The 21,080-nt window shown below is 42.4% G+C and carries 22 protein-coding genes and 1 pseudogene; 5 read left to right on the forward strand and 18 right to left on the reverse strand.

Annotation, left to right across the window (positions count from 1 at the left end):
• Positions 1–9: 9 nt before the first annotated feature.
• From MKX52_RS17605 to MKX52_RS17635, 7 genes are all read right to left on the reverse strand, one after another.
• Complete coding sequence (locus tag MKX52_RS17605; RefSeq protein ID WP_342491146.1) at positions 10–780, reverse strand: ABC transporter ATP-binding protein; 771 nt, start codon at positions 778–780, stop codon at positions 10–12.
• Entirely contained in the window at positions 767–1,753 is a 987-nt protein-coding gene (locus MKX52_RS17610; protein ID WP_012011726.1) for an iron ABC transporter permease, read from the reverse strand. The genes MKX52_RS17605 and MKX52_RS17610 overlap by 14 nt, the downstream gene beginning before the upstream one ends.
• 33 nt (positions 1,754–1,786) lie before the next feature.
• Positions 1,787–2,674, reverse strand: a complete 888-nt coding sequence (gene isdE / locus MKX52_RS17615; protein ID WP_342491147.1) for a heme ABC transporter substrate-binding protein IsdE — start codon at positions 2,672–2,674, stop codon at positions 1,787–1,789.
• 75 nt (positions 2,675–2,749) lie between these two features.
• A complete protein-coding gene (locus tag MKX52_RS17620) occupies positions 2,750–4,594 on the reverse strand; it encodes an NEAT domain-containing protein (protein WP_342491148.1) in 1,845 nt (614 codons plus the stop codon).
• 18 nt (positions 4,595–4,612) lie between these two features.
• Complete coding sequence (gene isdC, locus MKX52_RS17625) at positions 4,613–5,266, reverse strand: heme uptake protein IsdC (RefSeq protein ID WP_041816388.1); 654 nt, start codon at positions 5,264–5,266, stop codon at positions 4,613–4,615.
• A 20-nt stretch (positions 5,267–5,286) separates the two neighbouring features.
• The gene (locus MKX52_RS17630; protein ID WP_041816047.1) at positions 5,287–5,745 is read right to left on the reverse strand and encodes an NEAT domain-containing protein; all 459 of its coding nucleotides are present in this window, start codon (positions 5,743–5,745) and stop codon (positions 5,287–5,289) included.
• A gap of 369 nt (positions 5,746–6,114) precedes the next feature.
• Positions 6,115–6,447, reverse strand: a complete 333-nt coding sequence (locus MKX52_RS17635) for a helix-turn-helix domain-containing protein (RefSeq protein ID WP_144455236.1) — start codon at positions 6,445–6,447, stop codon at positions 6,115–6,117.
• A gap of 175 nt (positions 6,448–6,622) precedes the next feature.
• On the opposite strand from MKX52_RS17635, the gene MKX52_RS17640 reads away from it, so the two are divergent.
• The 4 genes and pseudogenes from MKX52_RS17640 to MKX52_RS17655 all read left to right on the forward strand — a co-directional run bounded on the left by MKX52_RS17640 (position 6,623) and on the right by MKX52_RS17655 (position 9,706).
• Positions 6,623–7,516, forward strand: coding sequence for a VOC family protein (locus MKX52_RS17640; RefSeq protein ID WP_012011729.1), 894 nt, complete (start codon positions 6,623–6,625; stop codon positions 7,514–7,516).
• Positions 7,494–8,255, forward strand: a complete 762-nt coding sequence (locus tag MKX52_RS17645) for a GTP cyclohydrolase II (RefSeq protein WP_012011730.1) — start codon at positions 7,494–7,496, stop codon at positions 8,253–8,255. Before MKX52_RS17640 ends, MKX52_RS17645 begins: the two co-directional genes overlap by 23 nt.
• Positions 8,242–9,333 carry a bifunctional diaminohydroxyphosphoribosylaminopyrimidine deaminase/5-amino-6-(5-phosphoribosylamino)uracil reductase RibD gene (gene ribD / locus MKX52_RS17650; protein ID WP_144468057.1) on the forward strand — a complete coding sequence of 364 codons (1,092 nt, stop codon included), beginning with the start codon at positions 8,242–8,244 and terminating at the stop codon, positions 9,331–9,333. The genes MKX52_RS17645 and ribD overlap by 14 nt, the downstream gene beginning before the upstream one ends.
• Before the next feature lie 74 nt (positions 9,334–9,407).
• Positions 9,408–9,706 (forward strand): annotated as a pseudogene (locus MKX52_RS17655) (hypothetical protein).
• Positions 9,707–10,557: 851 nt separating this feature from the next.
• Here the strand turns inward: MKX52_RS17655 and MKX52_RS17660 are convergent.
• The 7 genes from MKX52_RS17660 to MKX52_RS17690 form a co-directional block, all read right to left on the reverse strand.
• Positions 10,558–11,418, reverse strand: coding sequence for a polysaccharide deacetylase family protein (locus MKX52_RS17660; protein WP_342491149.1), 861 nt, complete (start codon positions 11,416–11,418; stop codon positions 10,558–10,560).
• A gap of 65 nt (positions 11,419–11,483) precedes the next feature.
• Entirely contained in the window at positions 11,484–11,813 is a 330-nt protein-coding gene (locus MKX52_RS17665; RefSeq protein ID WP_342491150.1) for a PTS lactose/cellobiose transporter subunit IIA, read from the reverse strand.
• 19 nt (positions 11,814–11,832) lie between these two features.
• A complete protein-coding gene (locus tag MKX52_RS17670; RefSeq protein ID WP_342491151.1) occupies positions 11,833–12,156 on the reverse strand; it encodes a PTS sugar transporter subunit IIB in 324 nt (107 codons plus the stop codon).
• A gap of 12 nt (positions 12,157–12,168) precedes the next feature.
• Positions 12,169–13,602: a glycoside hydrolase family 1 protein gene (locus MKX52_RS17675; protein ID WP_342491152.1), complete on the reverse strand. Its 1,434-nt coding sequence runs from the start codon at positions 13,600–13,602 to the stop codon at positions 12,169–12,171.
• Positions 13,599–14,021, reverse strand: coding sequence for a mannonate dehydratase (locus tag MKX52_RS17680; protein WP_236832264.1), 423 nt, complete (start codon positions 14,019–14,021; stop codon positions 13,599–13,601). The genes MKX52_RS17675 and MKX52_RS17680 overlap by 4 nt, the downstream gene beginning before the upstream one ends.
• 150 nt (positions 14,022–14,171) lie before the next feature.
• Positions 14,172–15,482, reverse strand: a complete 1,311-nt coding sequence (locus MKX52_RS17685) for a PTS transporter subunit EIIC (protein ID WP_144498901.1) — start codon at positions 15,480–15,482, stop codon at positions 14,172–14,174.
• An 89-nt stretch (positions 15,483–15,571) separates the two neighbouring features.
• Positions 15,572–17,530, reverse strand: a complete 1,959-nt coding sequence (locus tag MKX52_RS17690; RefSeq protein WP_342491153.1) for a BglG family transcription antiterminator — start codon at positions 17,528–17,530, stop codon at positions 15,572–15,574.
• Positions 17,531–17,666: 136 nt separating this feature from the next.
• Between MKX52_RS17690 and MKX52_RS17695 the strand changes: the two genes are divergently transcribed.
• Entirely contained in the window at positions 17,667–17,882 is a 216-nt protein-coding gene (locus MKX52_RS17695; RefSeq protein ID WP_225970040.1) for a hypothetical protein, read from the forward strand.
• A 44-nt stretch (positions 17,883–17,926) separates the two neighbouring features.
• Here MKX52_RS17695 and MKX52_RS17700 read toward each other — a convergent pair whose 3' ends face one another.
• The 4 genes from MKX52_RS17700 to nhaC all read right to left on the reverse strand — a co-directional run bounded on the left by MKX52_RS17700 (position 17,927) and on the right by nhaC (position 21,069).
• A complete protein-coding gene (locus MKX52_RS17700) occupies positions 17,927–18,352 on the reverse strand; it encodes a DUF5082 family protein (protein WP_012011740.1) in 426 nt (141 codons plus the stop codon).
• Positions 18,353–18,634: 282 nt separating this feature from the next.
• The gene (locus MKX52_RS17705) at positions 18,635–18,898 is read right to left on the reverse strand and encodes a YwqI/YxiC family protein (protein ID WP_012011741.1); all 264 of its coding nucleotides are present in this window, start codon (positions 18,896–18,898) and stop codon (positions 18,635–18,637) included.
• Between the two features lie 37 nt (positions 18,899–18,935).
• Positions 18,936–19,361 (reverse strand): DUF5082 family protein, encoded by a 426-nt coding sequence (locus MKX52_RS17710; RefSeq protein WP_050944558.1) that lies wholly within the window; start codon positions 19,359–19,361, stop codon positions 18,936–18,938.
• Between the two features lie 298 nt (positions 19,362–19,659).
• Complete coding sequence (gene nhaC / locus MKX52_RS17715) at positions 19,660–21,069, reverse strand: Na+/H+ antiporter NhaC (RefSeq protein WP_144458109.1); 1,410 nt, start codon at positions 21,067–21,069, stop codon at positions 19,660–19,662.
• Between the last annotated feature and the right edge of the window lie 11 nt (positions 21,070–21,080).

A 21,080-nucleotide genomic window follows, 5' to 3' on the forward strand; every position in this document is an offset into this window, starting at 1 on the left:
TTGCACAGCTTATATACCAACAGGCACGATGTACATCCCTGTTTCTGCATCCTGTTTAATCGTGACGGACACATCATAAATGTGCCGCACATTTTCTTCTGTTAACACATCATTTGGTTGTCCTTCACTCATAATCCGCCCATTCTTCATCGCAATGATGACATCGCTGTAGCGGACAGCCTGGTTCATGTCGTGCAGCACCATAACGATTGTTAGTCCATGTAAGACATTGAGCTCACGGATCAGCTCAAGAATGTCAAATTGATAGTAAATATCCAAATAAGTTGTCGGTTCATCTAAAAAGAGGATCGGCGTTTTTTGCGCAAGCGCCATCGCAATCCATACTCGCTGCCGCTCACCACCTGACAGTGAGGCGAGCGGCACCTTTCGTTTTTCCGTTAGCTTTGTACTGGAAAGCGCCCACTCTATCGCTCTCTCATCCTCTTCCTTGTCTCCTCCGCGCATCGTCTGGTACGGCGTTCTGCCAAATGCCACGATCCTCTCGATCGTTAAATCAAGCGGCGCTTCATTTTGCTGATGAACGACAGCGAGCTTTTTTGCCAGTTCCTTTGGCTTAAACGCATTCAGCGCCTGGCCGTCTAAGTGAATCTGCCCTTTATTTGGCGTATGGTTATGCGCCATCAATGAAAGCAGTGTGGATTTCCCCGAGCCATTCGGACCGATAATGGTTGTGATTTTCCCTTTTTCAATGTGTGTGGTGACCGATTGAACGATGTCCTTCTGCTGGTCATATGAGAATGACACCTCACGAATGTCCATGAAGACGATCCCCCCTTCTTAGTAAAAAGATCAGAAATGGTCCGCCAATCACGGCCATGATCGTAGAAGCAGGAATTTCATTTGGCGCGACAAGCGTCCTGCCGAGTGTATCAGCCGTTAGAATCAGCAAAGCCCCGCCTAACGCAGAAAATGGAATGAGTACCCGGTGATCCGAGCCGACAAGTCTTCTTGAAATGTGCGGGATAAGCAAACCGACAAACGCAATCACGCCCGCTACCGCTGCCGTCACCGCCGCAAGCAATACAGCTGTAATGGAAATCAAAAGGCGCATTCTGGTCACACGCAATCCTAAATTTTTCGCTGTCTTGTCCTGAAGAGCCAAGAGGTTACACCACCTACTAAAGAATAGGGCTACGACAAGACCGACGACACCATAGACTCCGATTAAACGGACATCTCCCCACGTTTTCATCGTGAGATTCGACTGTCCTGACTGATTGATCGTGATATTGAAATAACTGCAAATGGTCACAAATGCTTCAGCCATTCCAGTAAACATGGCATTGATGGCGATCCCAACCAAAATCATACGGATGGGGCTTAATCCACCCTTCCAAGACAGAACATACACGAGGAAACACGCAATGGCTCCGCCTAACACCGAAAATAAAGGAGAGTAGAAATAAAATTGAGGAAGTGCTGTTATGGCCATTAAAGAAAAGAAGCTGGCTCCTGATGAAATCCCAATGACGCCGGCATCAGCTAATGGATTCCTCATGACCGACTGTAGCAGTACACCGGAGACTGATAAGGCGGCCCCTGTAAACATGGCAATGAGCATGCGAGGAATTCTGAGATCTTTAATGATTTCTACCTGTGCATGTTGACCGGTGATGAGCCCTTCCAATAATTCAATCGGGGTGACATGAATGCTCCCAGTAATGGCGGAATAAATAAACACGCACACTAGTAAGACACTGACTGTCATAAATAAAATCCCTGTTTTTTTCATCTTAAACGTCCTTTTATCATTCAGATTCGCCGCTTATGACGGATACAACATACGCATTAGTTCATCTAGTGCTTCTGCTGCCTTTAAATTGCCTGTTGTCCCGAATAAGCTTTCTTCGAGGTCATACACCCGGTTTTGCTTGACTGCATGAAAATGCTTCCAAATGTCATTTGATTTAAATTCTTGATCAAACATGCGGACGACTTCATCTGGCATCCCATGTGCGGCCCGGAGGATGATATCTGGATTGGCTTTTTGTAAATACTCCGTATTGGAAGCCAAATACTCCATTTTCTCACCTTTGACAATGTTCTCTCCGCCTGCGATACGTACAAGATCACCAATATATGAATGCTCTGTCGCCACCAAATAACTGCCTGGTACACCAAGTAAAATCAGAACGGATGGCTTTCGTTTTCCCTTTGTCTTCTCTTGTATGTCTTTCTTTTTTTGTTCAAAATCAGTCACGATGCGCTTGGCTTGTTTCTTTCTGTCATACTGACCTCCGAGCTTCGTGATCGCCTTTTCCATGTTAGCCATGCTCTCGAGATTTAAGTATGTAGCAGGGACACCAGCTTGCTGAAAGGGTGTCTCTAAATCATATTGAAGGGTTGTCACAGACAGGACATCTGTCGGTTGAAGTGATTGGATGATTTCCATGTCTGGGCTCATTGGATTACCGACTTCCGGCAGTCCTTTATAACGAGCTGGCAAGGATTTTTGACTTGTTGGCACCCCGACAAGATCGATCTCTAAGGCATCCATGATCTCCACAGCGGCTACAGTCGTTGCCACAATGCGCGCATTTGACTCTACGCTTTTTTTGCTTTTTGCTGAGCTTTCAGCTGACTGTGAGCAGCCCGATAAGATCACGCACACACCGAAGGCAGCGATCAAGGTACATAACATTCGATGCTTCAAAAACAGAAGCCCCCTTTCGAAAAAAGAGAGTGGATGCGTCGATGGTCTCGGCGCATCTCACTTCAACTAAACCATTTATCTTGTTCTTGTTTGATACTTTCTAACGAGTACGAATAATGACCCGCCGAATAAAAGAATATACACCCAAAGAAGAGAGGTATCTCCTGTTTTTGGATTCAGCTGTCCAGTCTCAGACTTGGTTTGGTCATCTGATGGAGTAAAAGTTAACTGCTCTGCACCTGTTTCCTCTGGCACTAAATTCTCAAGTTGAATCGGTTGATTTGGTTGAGAATCGCGATCATTTGGATTTTTGACAAAGCCGACACTCTCATCGTCTCCAATGACCGTTCGAATCCCGCTTCCTTCACCAAGAGCAATTCCTTTCGTGTCATAGACAAGTTGGACATCGTACTGCTCATGATAATTCGCAGCCGGAATATCAATTTTCACGCGTGCTGCCTGAGCCGTGCTTAAGCTTTTGACTTCATATTGAATCACTCGTGTATCTGATTTTTGATCGGTTTTTGCAACAAGCGTCTCCTCAAACTTGCCGCCTGTTCCTACTTGGAAGGACGTGATGGCTGAGCTATTCTTCACTGTATATGAAACGAAATGGCGGCCATTTTTCACAACCAGTGTCGCAGGGCTCACGACGTAATCGTTCATACGAGAAAGCTCATCCTTGTCTGGTTTCTTCATAGAAAAAGGAAGCTTGTATACACCGTCTTTAAGCTGAGCCGTCTCTTGAGCAGCTCCGCCATTATTTGTTTCTGGTGATGGTGTGTTTGGTTTTGGTGTTTCTGTTGTAGCAGGCGTTTCTGGCGTTTCTGGCGTAGCAGGCGTTTCTTCCTCTACCTGTCCGCCTTTAAGTGGCGCGATACTCTTTGCATCGAATTGAAAACGAATATCGTAGGTTTGCTCATAGTGAGCGGCTGCTACGACAACGTGTACTTTTCCTTTGACCGCTTTTTTCAAATCTGCGACATCAAATGATACCACTCTTGTGTTCTTTGCTTTATCTGTACTGACAGTCTTCACTTCTTGATAAGAACCGTTTTTCTCTGTTTTCAAGGAAGCAACAGACGTATCGTCCTTCACCGTAAAGGAAATGGTTCGTTTTCCATTTTTGATGGTTAAGGATGCAGGATGTGAGAAGTATTGATTCATCCGAGATGACTCATCTTCATCCCCTTTGAGCACACTGTAATTGATGCGGTACTCGCCATCTTTCAGTTGATTTTGTGTAGAATCCACTGGCTTTGTGCCATTGTTATTACCTGGTGTCGTCTGCTGATCGTCTGGCTTTGTGCCAGTTTGATCATCCGGCTTTGTTTCGTTATCGTCTGGCTTTGTGCCAGTTTGGTCATCTGGTTTTGTTTCGCTATCGTCTGGCTTTGTGCCAGTTTGGTCATCTGGTTTTGTTTCGCTATCGTCTGGCTTTGCAGGTGTAACGAGCGTTAGGCTGCTTTGATCGAATGCAAGCTGCACATCATATGCTTCGTCATAAATAAAGCCGCCTAAATCCCAGTAAATTTTCACCCAACCGTTTAATTTGGCTGATAAGTCGGCAACATCAAATTTGATCACACGTGTATTGGCAGTTTCATCCTCACTAACGGTTTCAGTGGTGACAAGATTGCCATTTTGTTCGACCTTGAAATCTGTAATCTCTTTGCTTTGCTTCAGTGTGACATAGGCAGTCGTTTTGCCATTTTCCACAATCAGCTTAGCTGGCTTTTCTGTATACGTATCCATCATGGACGCTTCTGTGCTGCCATTTTTTAAAACAGTGAACCCGACTGTGTATTCACCATCAACAAATGATGCAGCTTGTGCCGTTCCTTGAGGAATCTGAAATGCAGTAAACAAACTGAATAAAATGAGCAGAATGGCTGCCTTTAGATGTAAAAGACGTTTCAAATGGTGACACTTCCTTCCTTAATGCTTGATGATCCACTTTCTTGCTAAAAATCCACCTGAGCATAGAGCAAGTACAAGGAGCCACCCTGTCTGGTTTGTATCACCAGTTTGAGGATTCTCTTCTTGTTTTGTCGTGGATGAATCAGATGTTTTCGTTGATTCTTTTGATGGCTGCTGCTTTTCTGCCTCACCCGCTGATTTGTTTGTGCTGTTAGACGAAAGTGATTTCATGCTGCTCTCATCAAATTTCAGCTGAATGGTATAATCATGATCATAATCAGCAGATTTTACAGTGACATGTATTTTTGACTTGATTGGTTTAGACAAGCTCTGTGCTTGGAACTGAACAATCCTTGTGTTGGCTTTTTTATTGGTTGAGAGAACCGTTGTATCGACATAGCCGCCATTTCCGGGCACTTTAAATTCCGTCACCCAGCTGCTATTTTTAATGGTCATTTGTACTGTCAGCTTCCCGTTTTTTGCAATCACTTTTGCTGGCTTCAGCCAGTAATCATTTGCCATGGAGACCGCATTTCCTTCAGCCTTGAGCACATTATAGTTGACGGAGTATGTACCATCCTTTAACGTGGCAGCCTGTGCGTTTGAAAAAGGCAACATAAATGCCAATAATAAAGCGGTCATGAAGACTGATAGCCTCATCATTTTTTTCATCAAGCGAATTTCCTCCCTTTTTATTGAACAGATGCTGCATCAAACTTGAGTCGGATGTCGTAATTACCTGTATATCCGATGGCAGGTACAGTGACGCTCACTTTTGCTGGTACGACTTCTGTCAGGCTGTTCACGTTGAATTCTACTGTTCTCTTATTCGCAGCTGTGTTTGTACTGATCACCTTCGCATCTTTGTAGACACCTTGCTCAAGTGTTTTAAAGCTAGTGATCCAAGAACTATTTGTTAACGTCACTTGTGCTTTGATTTTTCCATCCTTCACGACAAGCTTTGCTGGTTTTTCAAAATACGTATTCGCTGTTGAAGTCGAATCGCTATCTGCCTTCCAAACCACATATTGTGCTGAATGTTGACCATCTGCTAAACCAGCTGCTGATGCTGAGCTAATCGGGGCTAGAGCAAATAATAGAACAAAACTAAAAAGCAATAATGCGTGTGATGTTGAACGAATGACTTTCATATGAACCCTCCTAAATGATATTGATAATTATTCTCAATGGACAATAAAAAAATAATCTTCATAAGCGCTGGATTACACTTAAAGATGATTATGATAATCATTATCAATTGAGTTGAAAAAATAAATCTTTGCTTCTTAAAAGCCAAAGATGTCTGTTTCTAAATGATGTATTGACACGTGTTTTAGGCAATCTGTCCCATTCATGATTCCATGGCATGACCTCCATTCCATTACAGGGAAAAGAACCCTCTTCTTCTTGATCTTATATGATGGGTGAATTTATTGTCAACATCATTTTTCATACTATTGACTTAGATTTCTGGAAAATCACACAAAAAAATTTCGATCAGACAGTCTGATCGAAATCGATTAGGAAGGGACATGTTCCCCTTTTTTGCTGTTTTTACGTTCTAAAGACCAAGCATACATTTCACGAATAATCGGCTCTATTTTCTTCCCTTGCGCTGTTAATTCGTATTCAATCCGTACTGGAATGTCAGGGTATACGTTTTTCTCAACGAGTTCTTCAGCCTCTAAATCCTTCAGCCTTTCAGATAATAATCTGCCACTGATGTTCATTTCATTTTCAAGCTGACAGAAACGCTTAGGGCCTGTCAGAAGCTGATTGATGATGAGAATGACCCACTTCTTGCCTAGAATCTCCATGGCATCTGTGATTGGACAGCCATCTTCTTGAGCCATACCTTACTCCCTCCCACTTTTTTCTCTTTTTTTCATTATAACATAATTAATTACTTGAAATAAGTCACTAACTATTATATAGTTTAGTTACTAAAAGTAACAAGGTATTCATTTTATAGATTTTCAAAAACATTTGAACATGCCGATGCATATATCATGAAGGAGATGACCGAGCTTGAAGACAATTGAGGAGCTAAGATTGGGTGTAACAGAATTACATGTATCCAGCTTTGAGCGTTCTATACCTTTTTATACAGATATTTTAGGATTTTCTATATTAGAAAAGACAGATTCCACAGTGACACTTGGCAGCAATGCAAAGGAACCCATTCTTTTGTTAAAAGAAGATGCACAGCTCAAGGAGAAGCCTGATCACGAGCCAGGACTTTATCATTTTGCTGTTTTATTACCTACCAGAAAAAACCTGGGCACATGGCTGGCACATGTGATCAAAAAAGGCTATCCTTTAATTGGAGCAAGCGACCACTTTTTTAGTGAAGCCATTTATTTAAGTGATCCTGACGGCATTGGCGTAGAAATATATGCTGATCGTCCTGAGGACGTTTGGGTAGGTGAGCATGGAGAACTGAAAGGTGGCGGAAATGCACCTCTTGATGGAGATGGTCTCCTACAAGAAGCCGCTGATACGACGTGGGAAGGACTTCCGGCTGGTACCGTGATGGGACACTTACATTTCCATCTGAACCCAGAAGAAGCTGATTCCTTTTATGTCAATACGCTCGGTTTTCATATTCGAATGGCTCCACCAGCAAGTGTATTTATCGCAGCTGGTGTGTACCACCATCACCTTGCCTTTAATGCATGGGGACGTGGGCGAAAGGGAGCCATTGATCCACGTTTTTCAGGAATTAGAAGCTATACACTCGTATTCCCACAAGAGGCAGACAGACAGTCCGTCGTTGAGCGCCTAACAAAAGCAGGCACTCCAGTGAAAACAGTTGGGAAAAGTAACGAATTCGTTGATCCATTTGGCGTTCTCGTTCGTTTACAGATTGAAGAAACAGACAAAAAAGAAGGTGCAGAATATGGACAAACACACAGATCTTAAAACAGCCATTTTAAAAGATAAAATCAAACGAGTACAGCAAGAAGACGGGTATATATATATCACTGGACCCATTAAATTGCCAGTGAATTTAGACGGCAGAACAGTGATGTTCAACTGGTATTCATGGTTAAAAGACGATGGGTTAGAACCATTGTCAGATGAAGCTTTAATTGAAAGCCTCTCGTCCCGCCAGCTTGCCGATCATCAGCAGTCAAGCGTGCTAGTGTATGGAGATTTCGAGCACGCTGACGAAGCCCTTATCCGCATGCATTCCATTTGCCACACTGGTGATATTTTCGGAAGCAAGCGCTGCGATTGCGGCTTCCAATTGAAGCAGTCCATGCGAATGATTGAGGACAATGGTGCAGGTGCCCTGTTTTATTTAGCCAACCATGAAGGCCGCGGTATTGGACTTTTCACGAAAGCCATGGCTTATATCCTTCAAGAAAACGGCTACGATACAGTAGAAGCGAACGAAGCACTTGGCTTTGAAGATGACACGCGTCAATATGAAGAGGCCATCGCGGTTCTTCAAACACTTCGAACAAAGCCAGTTAGACTCATTACCAATAATCCGAAAAAGACAGATGCCATCAGCCATGCAGGTCTTTCTCTTTCTGGACGGATTCCACTTTGGGGTGATGTCTCTGAGTTCAATGAAAAATACTTACAGACAAAAATTAACCGCTCAGGTCATATGAAGGCGGATCAAGAGGTGCGTACGATTGCCACATCATGAGCGTTATATGAATCTAGCACTTGAAAATGCACGGGCAATGAAAGGTCAGACATCTCCAAACCCGCTCGTCGGGGCTGTGATTGTGCGAGAGAATGAAATTGTTGGTGTAGGTGCTCACATGAAAGCCGGTGAAGCACATGCTGAAATTCATGCACTTAAAATGGCCGGAGACAAGGCAAAAGGAGCCACCATTTATGTGACCCTTGAGCCTTGTTCTCACCATGGTCGTACAGGTCCTTGTGCGGAGGCACTTGTGAAAGCAGGCGTCGAAACCGTTGTCGTGGCGGCTCTTGACCCGAATCCGCTTGTCGCTGGCCGCGGAATTGCCATTTTACAAGATGCTGGCATCCAAGTGATTACAGGCGTACTTGAACAGGAATCCATTCTCATGAATGAAGTGTTTAATCATTTTATTACGAAAAAAACACCTTTCGTGACACTCAAGGCAGGTATTACATTAGACGGAAAAATTGCGTCTGCTACGTCTGACAGCAAATGGATTACATCTGAGACATCCCGTTATGATGCTCATCATATCCGCAATATCAACGATGCGATTTTGGTCGGTGCTCAAACGGTTATTCATGACGACCCTTCACTCACTGCACGGATTCCAAATGGAAATCATCCGATTCGCATTGTTTTAGACTCTAAGCTATCAACTCCGCTGACAGCAAAGATCGTCACGGATCAGATGGCACCAACATGGATCTTTACAACAAAACAAGCAGATGAGGAAAAACGGGCCGCTTTAGAAGCAGCCGGCGTCAGCGTCTTTGTAACAGATAGCGAGACGCGGGTGCCCCTTCAAGAAGTACTTCAAATGCTGGGAGAAAAAAATGTCTCCTCCCTCATGATTGAAGGCGGCGGCCAGATCAATGCTTCATTTTTAGAACAGCAGCTTGTAGATAAATTAGTCATTTATATGGCACCTAAACTGATTGGCGGAAGGCTTTCTCCTTCCTTTTTTGGAGGCGAAGGCATACGTCTTATGAGTGACGCCATTGAACTCGATCAGCTCTCAGTAGAAACACTAGGGAAAGATATTAAAATAACGGGCTATCCCGTTTATCAATAAACAAAAAAAGCTTGTAGACCCCGTCTACAGGCTTTTTCAATTGGCATTTTTCTGTTTCTGATTTAGAAACCTCAATTGATTTTTACACCAAAGTATTTGACGCCACTTTATTAGTAAAAAGAAAAAAAGACGGCTTGCTCTGAATGTGGAAAAGGATATAGATTTATATGTGCCAGGTCGCCCAAGAGATGAAAATGATCATCAGTTGATCTACTTTACAGACCCTGTCGGACATAAATTTGAGGTTCATACAGGTACTATGCAGGATCGAATTGATTATTACAAGCAAGAAAGAGCGCATTGCAATTTTTTGATGAATGATAAAAAACAAGAGGAAAACAACATGGTGCTATTCGTAATTTTATGGACATAATGGTAAAATATACATAGAAACGTAAAGTAATTGATAGTCCTCCCCCCTTCTATAATAAAGGTGTTTTTATGCCAAGAAAGGAGGGGTCAGTTTGAGAACAAAACTTGTGCATTCACGCGTTGAGAGACGCAAGAACAAAAAGAAAAAAGCTTGCACCTGCAAGTACAAGCTTTGGTTTCTTATCTTAAATTCGATACGAACTCTAGTCCAGTTCATAACATGGATGATAGATAAGAGACCGTTCTGAATTAACCCTTAAGATGATAATAAAAAATAAAGTAGCACCTTCATTACCCCTAGTCAAGGTAATGCTGGTTCTATCTCGTTTCTGCTTTTTGGAGGGCTACTTTATTTATTCAGTGTATTCCTCAAATTAAAAATGTATACATAGAAAAAGCACACGGTAGTCAGCCGAGTGCTCAAATTAAATTTCTTTTCAGTTATATGGTGACATTAAAGAAATTCACCTTGAAGCTCTCGTGCTTCAGTTTGAAAACTAGTTCAACTTAGTCCGAGTTGAACAAAAAACTTGTGCAATTACATGTTATCATAAGTATCAATTTGTTACCATAGATAAGCACACTTTTTAACCCTTTAAGTGTAAAAAATTCTAAGAACTGTACTGTTTGAAATGAATTTTTTATCAAGTACACTGAGCAACAATCTATATAACTTAAAATTCTTATGTAACGCCCCCTTACTTTCTATTGGCAACTGTATGACCTTGTTTAGTTAAATAAAAAGGATCAGTGGATGACAAAACTGATTCCTTACCCTGCTTGAATCTATAAGTCCAAAACAAGTTTTATTCAAACCATGAAACTTGTCGTAAAATGTTTCATGTGAAACATTTATCGTTCATTCCCTTTTACCAGCCTGCCAAAGCTTTCGGGTGAAAGTCCCGGTGACACGCGCACACGGTGCAAGGACATCATGCCCTGTTCCTTCTTCGCATGTCCAGGTTCAGTGGTGACAGCCATTTGATAACCTGCTTCTTTCGCCAGCTTCAGCGTGTCTTCGTTATAGCGCCCGACAGGATAGCTCACCATTCTCGTACGCTGAGAAAAACGTTGATCAAAGAATGCCTTTGATCCTTTTAATTCCTCTTTCTGTTGCTCCTTTGATAAACGATTGAGCTCTAAATGATGAATGGTATGACTCTCAATTGATAGCCCATTTGTTATCATTTCATCCATTTGTTCATCTGTTAAGTGATTCGGACGGCCGATGGATTGCTCAATCATAAAAATCGTTGCCTTCATCCCATACTGCTTTAAAATCGGAAATGCCTTTGTATAGTTATCGGTATATCCATCATCGAATGTAATGAGGACACACTTCTCACTTGGCTTCGTATTTGTTGTGAAGACGCGGTACGCTTCTTCTGGCGACAGCGTGACATAGTCGTTGTCCTTCAGCCATTTCATATGAGCCGCAAACTCGCTCTTTGGTACACGCAGCGAGTTACCACTGGAGATGCTGTGATACATCAAAATCGGAAGCTCTACCGGCTCCTTTTGCTCAATCCAGTTTTGTGTATCAACCTCTATCGCTTCTGCCTGCTGAATCTCTTCTGTTTCTTTTAATTGTAATGGACCTTTTTCCTCTTTGACCACTTGCTGGTTTCCTTCCGTTTGCTCCTTCGTTCCCATACAGCCTGAAATGAGCAGCGCCAAAAGACCAACCGTCATCAACATACATGTTTTTTTCATTCACCAATCCTGCTTTCTCTCTATCTATCGAATGATTATAACAGAAATTGGTTACTAGCTGATATCTATTTTGACAAGGTGTTTATTTTTTTACACATTTCAATCATTTCGATGGCAAGCAGATGAATGGTCTCTGTTGTGAGCATTTGATCTTCTGCATGTATTAGCAGTAAAGAAAAGGGAAGCTGCTCACCTGCCGCCTCTTTTTGGATTAGCGACAAGTGAAGGTTGTGGATGCTTCGAAACGCTTCCTCCCCTTTTTCAATCAACTGCTGTGCTTTTTCAAAATCATCAGTTCTTGCTAGACGAATGGCTTCGACATAATGACTTCTTGCCTCGCCCGCATGAGCAATGATTTGAAAGGCTGCTCCCTGCATTTCCTCTAATACCGTCATCTGCTTCTCCTCCAATTACTTAAGATTCATTTGCTAGTTTCAGAGCATGTTCTAGTATTTTTTCTCCGTTCGCTGTTCCGTATAAATTCACATTGATGACATCGACAGGTATTTGGTAAGGTGCCGCTGTTTTTTCTGCTGTCTTTTTCATAAAGCTTACTTGTGGTCCAAGTAAAATCACCTGCACATCTTCTCCATGCTCTTCTAATTCATCCGCAATAGCCCCTTCAGGTATGGCGTATATATCATATTCCAGCCCCTTAGCTTCTGCGGCTGCCTTCATTTTGGACACTACAATGGACGTCGACATTCCTGCGGCACAAGCGAGAATGATTCGTTTCATATCCCAACACTCCTATCGATAGTTGACTTCTGTTTCGACCTTCAGTTCCCTTGTTTTAATTAATGTCTGGTACCAATACGCTGATGCTTTCAACTGACGATTCCGTTCATTCTCCAGCTGGATTTCGACTAATCCGTAGCGATTTTTAAAGGCATTCATCGGCGATACATTATCCGTAAAAGCCCACAGCATATAGCCCGTGCAATTTGAACCTTCTGCTTTCGCTTGAATTGCCCGTTTCAAATGCTGGCTGATAAAGGAAATGCGATACTGATCATCGATAATACCGTCTTCTTTTTTAAACCGTTCTTCCTTTTCTACACCCATGCCGTTTTCGGCCACAAACCACTCAATATTTCCGTATTCTTCTTTTATTCTCATGCCCATATCATAGACAATGTCCGGGTAGATTTCCCAACCTCTGAATGGATTCATTTTTCTTCCTGGAAGCTCAAACATATCGTAATAATAAGACGGATGAAATGGTGTGTGCTCATTCCACGCCTTACTCGGCGCCTTGACACGATGAGGATAGTATAAGTTGAGCCCGACGACATCGACCGTATAATTCTTGATCATCTGAAGCTCTTCCTCTGTCGCATCGAAAAGAATCTCATGCTTTTTCAACAGATCGAGCAATTCCTCTGGATACTCCCCTTTGATGGAGGGATCTAAGAACACTCGATTGAAAAACAAATCATATATCCGTGCCGCTTCTTGATCATGCGGAGCAGAAGATCTTGCATATGTCACTTCTGGATTGAGAATTACCCCAATTTTTGCACCTGTTGATTCCTTCAATCCCATCTCTCGAAACAGCTTCACCACTTTTGCTGTTGCCAACGCTTTATGATAATTCCACTGCATCCATTTCTTCGTATTTTGCTCAAAGGGATAGCGAATAGCATCTAGGTACAAGCGTGTTTGGACAACAATCGGTTCATTAAAGCTAAACCAATGCTTGACCCTGTCTCCATATCGCTCAAACACCTTTTCCGCATAGAGAACAAAAAGCTCGACGACATGCTTTGATGACCATCCGTCGTACTTTTCAAGCAGCACGGCTGGAAGCTCATAATGCTCTAAACAAAACATCGGCTCTACACCTGACGCAATTAATTCATTGATCAAATCATCAACGTAACGGGCGTAATCCTCATCCACAATCCCCTTCTCGTAATCGATAAAAAATCTCGACCAATTGATCGATGTCCTATAATGAGTCAGGCCAATTTCTTTCATGAGGGCTACATCTTCTGGATAGCGCTCGTAAAAGTTCGTCGCACCAGCCGGCCCATATCCTTCGTGCCATACGTGATATCCGTTCTTATACCATAAATCGATGTACGAGTCCTGATGCGCTTGCTTTCCCTTCCATCCCTCCGTTTGCCAAGCAGAGGCCGCAGCACCTAGGATAAAATCTCTTGGAATCTCGATTCTGTTCATGTTGCCACCTTCCCTTTCTTCGTTTGAACGTGAAGTCCTTCCCAAATCCCTTGCAAATATATAGCCCCAAGCTCCCTGTAATCAGCCATCAATTGTTTCATTTCCTCCTGTGTATAAGAGGTATCCCATCTTGGCAGCGAAAATGGGTCTTTCTCTATGTCCATTTGTTCTAGTTGATGCTGAAAATAGGCAAGGGTCGTTGATCGATCAGCCAATGAAAAGTCGAGTTGCGTTCGTGTCCAATCGAGGACAGGCATGAAGTTATAACAAATGACTTTCACACCGTGCTTCGCTACTCGTCGAATGTTTTCTTGATAATGCTTGATATAAACGTCCCTCTTTGGTCTACCGAGTTTGATGTCTTCATGGACAGGAAGACTTTCTACCACCTCAAATACGAGTTCATGTCTCTCAAGCAATCCTTTCCTCAGGCCACAGGTCACCAGCTGGTACATCATAGACGGCACTCACAATACCTTTCATGCCTGGAATTTAGCGTATATGGGCGAGTGATACGGGATCACCCTCTCCGTACCACCTGAATTGCATGTTCATTCATGTCACTCCTTTTACTCTGAATCTGGTGCCGTTTCTGGTTTGCGGTTAGACAAGAGAACAAATGGCAAATAGATGAAGACTGCGACCACAATACAGATAAGCTGTGTGATGACAGCCCCCATGCTGCCAGCGGTGGACAGCCATGCATTCACGATTGGTGGTGTCGTCCACGGCACCATCACGACGGCTTTACCAGCAAACCCTGTAGCTGTCGCAATGTAACCAATCGTTCCTGTCACAAGGGGTGTGACGATAAATGGAATTGCCATCACAGGGTTTAACATGACAGGTAAGCCAAAAATAACGGGTTCATTGATATTGAAGAGACCTGGACCAGATGAGAGCTTGGCAATACTTCGCATCTCTTCCCTTCTTCCAGCAATAAAAATCGCAATCAAAAGCCCAATGGTCACACCTGAACCACCGATGCTCATATACACATCCCAAAATGGCATCGTGATGATATTCGGAATCTCTTTTCCTTCTTGAAATGCTGTCATATTTACTGCAATCGATCCTAATAAGAGTGGCTCCCTGATCGGTTTGATCATCTGATTGCCATGGATGCCGATCACCCAGAAAAATTGCGCCACAAACATCAAGGTTAAAATTCCCGGTAGACCCTGTACAACACTTTCTAGCGGACGTTGCACCACGTTATACACTGCTTCATGCAAATAAATGCCTGTCAAACGATGAAATGCAAAGCCGAAGGAACTAATGATCGTAATCGTAATGATCGAAGGAAAAAGTGACGAAAAAGATGTTGCCACATTCGATGGAACAGAATCTGGCATCTTGATTTGCAGCCATTTCACCTTAGTCAGCTTACAAAAAATTTCTACAGATACGATCGCTATGATCATCCCTAAAAATAAACTTTTTGGATCGGAAAATTGCCTTGCCAGTACATCTACAACTTCACGCATCGATCCATCCACTTCAAGAAGAAGTGTCGTTGGAATAACAGAAATAAATGAAATCAATGCCATCAGCCCTGGGAACAGAGACTTGTGCCCGTTGATTTTCCCAAGCTCTATTCCGATGAGGAACACAGCCCCAATCGTTAAAAAGTTCAGCGTGGCATAATTGATTGCCTTCATAATTGGCTGAAGCTCCGCTAAAAATCTGAACATCTCAAAATGAGCAAGCCCTGTTTCTGGGCTCATAATCATATTTGCCACCAATACAGCAAAAGCCCCTGTAATGATGATTGGCATCAGTGTGACAAATGCCTGTTTAATCGCCATAATATATTTCTGATTCGTGATACGATAAGCCACATTCCCCATGACGTCTGCCGCTTTCTCCTTGAAGCTCATGATCTGTCTCCCCCTTTGCAAAAACTCGTGATCATCCTCCTTTTTGATGTTATTTTAAAAGCGCTTTCATTAACATCTAATCTTTTTCCTCACAGATGCGGAAATGAGTGTCCCTTTTTTTCATTCGGATGCTCCAATACTTGTAGCGCCGCCGTCAGTTCTTCAAATGAAGCGGCCTTGATGAGTTGATCTACCACTTCCTTGCGCTCTGTCAGCCGTACAAGAAATTGATAAAGTGACTGTAATTCTTTTTGATACGTCTTCTGGATGCTTAACAAACAAACGACTTGTACCCGATTTTCACCCCACAGCACCGGTTTTTTCAACGTACAGATCGCACAAAACGTGTCATCTGTTGCTGGCTTAATCGGATGAGGAATCGCAACCAAATGACCAAACGATGTCGGTGACACTTGCTCTCTTTCCAGCAATAATTGTTCAAACTCTTCTGGGATGCGATCCTGTTCCTTGAGCACGTTCACGAAAAATTGCAGAACCTCTTCTCTTGATTGAAGGTCTTGCTGAAAAAATGTCAGCGGCGGACTCACATAACGCAAAACCCCTGTATCCTGCGCGCCCTGCACAAACCGTTTCAGCCGAACAATATCATCGTCACTTAGAATCGTATGTACATCAACTACTGGCACCGGCAACGTGTTCTGAAGCGGAATGGTACTAATAATAAAATCAATGCTTCTCAAATCGTACGAAGACATTTCCCCAACACTGGCGGTACCAACGATTTCCATCCTTTCGCTAAAAGCTGCTTTCAGCTTATGAAGAAGGAGCTGACTGCTGGCGACACCCGTCGCACATACAATTAGGCATCTCTTTTTCACGTGCTGTGATTTTGTTCGCTCGATTGCAGCCCCGATATGAAGCGCCAAATACCCAATCTCATCCTCATGAATCTCAATTCCCTCTTTTTCTTTCAGCCATCTCCCCATATAAACACCAGCTTCAAATGCAATGGGATAATGCCTTTTAATGTCCGTTAAATAAGGATTACGAATGTTCATACCGTACCTAAAACGATGAATAGCAGAACGTAAATGAAGACTTAATCCAACGATTAATTCTTTATCAAATTGAATATTAAGTGACATGTGCTCCTCTACATAAGCAAGCAATTGGTGAACGAAGCGAAAGTGATCTTCTTCTAGAAGATGAAATAGCGTATGACCCGCATCTCCGTAAGCCATCATCTTCGCTCCCATCAAGTGAATTGCAATATACGCCATTTCAGATAATGGAAACTCAATTCCTAGCACATGCCGAATATCTTCTGCCATTTGTTGAGCTACTTGGAAAACAGGCTGGACTTGAATCTCTTTCAATTCCGTTTCTGGCATCATGACTATTTTTTTCTCTTCAATTCGCTTGCATGCAATGGCGATGTGGGTGACCAAATTACTTAAACCAATCTCTGACAGATAAAGTCCGCTAGCTTTTGTACGTGAACGCACGATACCCTGAATGAATTGATACGTTTCTTCAGGTAACAGCGTAGAGTTCGCATGCGCTTTTTGAAACACATGCTCAGCCATACAATATCTTAATTTCATTTCCTCCCCTGTCAGCCTTAGGCCATATTTAGGACGATGTGACACAGAAAGTCCATGTAATGAAAATAAATGTCTGACCGCTTTCAAATCATTTTTCACTGTCGATTCACTCACAAACAATTCCTCTGCCAACGCATCTAACTTTATATAGTCTTCAGATAGAAGCAGCCTTTTCAATAGATAGGCTACACGGTCTTCAGGCTGATTGGGGATAATCTGTTCTTTTTTTTCATTTCTTTCTCCCAATGATTTTTTCAAAAATGTACGAAAAGACCCATAATCCTCGACGGTCAATGTATACCCTGCCCCGCGTTTGATATGGAGTACGGCTCCATATTCAGCTAAAGTAGATTTAAGCGCTTTCATATCTGTTCGGATGGTTCTTGATGTGACACCAATCATGCGGGCAATTTCTTCACTAGTCAGTTCCTGTTCCGCTTGCATCAGTCGTTTCAGAAGCTCCTCCTGACGTAGAGATAGCATGATCTCTCCTCCCTTGGCATTTACTTTTGCCTATCATCATAAACGAAAGTAGAACTCTTTGCCCAGTTTTTCTTTCAATTCGGGAACCACGATATGGCTCATTCGTATGAATAGAAAACAAGAGGAGGGATACATCATGGGTTCTTTTATGTTTGTGGTTATCATCATATTGGCTTCTTTAGGCGCAATCGTTGCTCATCTGTTCACACCAAAGGATCAACGTACATCTGCTAAACGTTCCTCTCATCACAGTTCAACAACAAGTACCTATACTGATTCTTATAGTCATCACGCTTCTGATGTCTCCTGCGGGGGAGGAGATTCTGGTGATAGTGGTGGTGGATGTGACTAAACAAAAAAACAGCCGCTCGCTGATGAGATGGCTGTTTTATTATTTTAAAGAGCCTTCCAGCCCCGTTCAATCAGATGTTTAACATCGAGCGCAAAATCCTCGCCCTTTTCCATCACGTCCTGGGCTCTTCCGGCAAAATTACTGGCGACAGCCAGCTCCATTTTTTTCAATTCAAAATGCAAGATTTTTTGATCAATTTCGGAGATATATTTTTCATACTCATTGTTTACGATGTCGTGCATGACTTGGTAGGCGTCTTTTCGGTGGTGATGAAAGTCAGTTCCTCTCTCACCTTTCCATGACGAATCTAGAGCAGGCTTCTTGATTTCCTTTATGTCTGACTGCGCAAGATCTTGTTCTGTTCGAATATTGCTTTTGGCTGTCTTTAACCGAGAGATCATTTCATCAAATTCTGCACGTCTGTTTTCAATTCCCATATGCAGATGGTGTAGCATCTCGGATAAACTCATGTCATCCACCTCTATCGGACCTCATACGAAAGCACAGCGTCAGAGCATTAGAAATGATCGACTCACTTGATTTTTCCAAACCTGACATTTCTATCGTTTTGCTTTCATTAAATATAGTATAAGGTGAAAAGCCTCAGTCTTAAATAGGGAAAAGGTGTCCTTTTAGTGACGCGCTTGGAAGAAAAACGGAATAATACAAGGTCGTATATCCCGAATGATATATGTGTCTTTAGATCTATATTTTGCTTCATCCCATGAAACCCATTAGAAAAACGATTGCATTTATTTTGCCGCAATCGCTTCATCCTGTTCTTTTAAGGTTTTCACATTCGAGCGTGTATCCTGGACATTTTTGGTTAAAGCTTCTTTAAAACTTGAGACCATTTCGTTCACCTCTGCCTCACGTGCCGTCCACTTGGTCACAAATTCAAGGCTGTTTTCACCTGCTTTATCTGCTGCTTTTTTCATTGTTAAAGCTTCGACTGCTTGGGAGACTTCGTCTAGTTGATTCATAACTGTTTGGTAGTTTAACTTAATTTGTCCCATCGTGATATCCTCCAAGTTTGTTCAGCATGAAGTTGGCTTATAAGCTGCTCCATGCTTTTGAGATCAAGCGTTTGGCGTCCTCCACTGCGTCTTCTCCTTTTTCAGCAAGACGTGCGGCGTCTCCAGCTAGGGAACTGGCAAAGGATAACGCTGCTTGTTCAGCTTCTAACGTACTAATTTTGAATTCGATGCGGCTCACATAGCGTGGGTACTTATCGTTCACAATCGTTTGCAACGCATCATGGGCTTCATTTCGTTCTGATTTGAAATCTTGGCTTCGCTCACCTTTCCAAGAGGTCCCAAGCTTTGGCTGCTTGATTTGCTTCAGGTCTGTTTCTGCCGCATCTTGTTCACGTTCGACCTTACTTTTCGCCTTTTTCAGTCGAGCGATTTTCTCTTCGATTTCTGCCTTTTTACTTGTAATGCCACCGTTTAGGGCAGACAGCATATCCGATAAGCTCATTATGGGTTCCTCCTCCTGACAAAAAAATAAAAACGCTGCTTAGAGTTCTTCTAAACGAGCGTAAGGTGAATAGCACTTTTTCCAATATTGTTATTATAAGGTTCAAAGACTCACGTTTGAATAGGGATTTGTGCCCTTTTTATGGGATAAATATGCTTTCATTCTGCTTCTCATTACCTCTTAAGCCCCCTTTTATAGGGGGTCTTACATCCTGATTATTTGTGAGATGTCACATATAGTCATACAGACCTAGGACAAACAAAAGCCGCCCGTTAGAGGAGCGGCTTTTGTAAACGGCTTATGAAGCCGATTCTTCTGATTCTTGTGGTGGATTCTTAACGTACCAGATAAATTTCCCTGTATATCCGTAAATAATAGCAAGACCGATGGCCACAAAGCTCAACCACATAAATGGTAAATAAGAGAATGTGGATACGCCTAGAATTCCCGCCATATAAATCCCGTTATCTGACCAAGGAACCATACCAGACGTCATCGTTCCACCGACTTCAGCGTTTCTAGATAGAACACGTCTGTCTATTTTCAATTTATCGTAGCTTTTTTCCATAATCTTCGGTGTAAGAATTAATGAAACGTACATTGCACATCCGAAAATATTTGCAAAGAATGCTACAACAAGTGTAGATAGAGTTACATTTCCTGCATTATATAATTTCTTCTCAAAAGTAGAAACAATTACTTTTAGAACGCCTAGATATTCAAGTACGCCACCAAACCCAAGCCCGAGAATAATGACCACTAAAGATCCAAGCATATTCACAATACCACCACGATTTAACAGCGTATTTAAGAAATCTACATCTGAATTAATAGAGAAGCCATTGTATGCTGAACCAATCGCATCTGCTGGATTCATTCCTTGGAAAGCCATCGCCCAAATAGATCCTAAAAGAGCACCAATAGCTATAACAGGCATTGAAGGTTTCTTAAATACGAGCAGTAATACAACCACTACTGCTGGGATGACCATCCAAATGTTGATGGTGAATGTATCATGAAGAGCATTTTTCAAAAACTCTACTTTATCTTGATCAATGTTGCGTCCTCCATACATAAAGCCTGTAACCGTAAACATAATGGCCGTTATAACAAAGGCTGGTATGGATAAAACCATCATCGCTCGAACATGCGCCAGCACGTCCACTTTTGAAAGTGAGGAAGCGAGCACTGTACTATCTGATAATGGGGATAATTTATCTCCAAAATAAGCACCAGATAAGACGGCACCTGCCACAATCGGAAGTGGAATACCAAGCCCTTCACCAATTGCGATCATCGCAATCCCTGCTGTTCCGACCGTCCCCCAAGAGGTTCCTGTTGCAATGGACATGAGTGCACAGATGACAAGCGTAGCTAATAAGAAGATATTAGGATGAATAAACTCTAAACCATAATAGATTAACGTAGGTACAACCCCACCTGCAATCCATGTACCAACAAGTGCACCTACTGCAATTAAGATTAAAATGGCTTCTAAACCATTTGATATCCCTTTTGTGATCGCATTTTGAAGATCCTTATAGGAATGCCCCAATCGAATACCTAATGCGATAACCATAAACCATGAGATAAACAATGCTAGTTGAATATCCAATTTGAAATAAAGAGTAAAAGATAAAACAATTGCTAAAAACAAGCCAAGTACAGACACGACTTCTAACATAGACGGCAGACGTGGTGATTTCATTGTGTTTCCTC

It is taken from the genome of Bacillus sp. FSL R5-0422, assembly GCF_038610765.1.
Classification (GTDB): Bacteria; Bacillota; Bacilli; order Bacillales; family Bacillaceae; genus Bacillus; species Bacillus pumilus_O.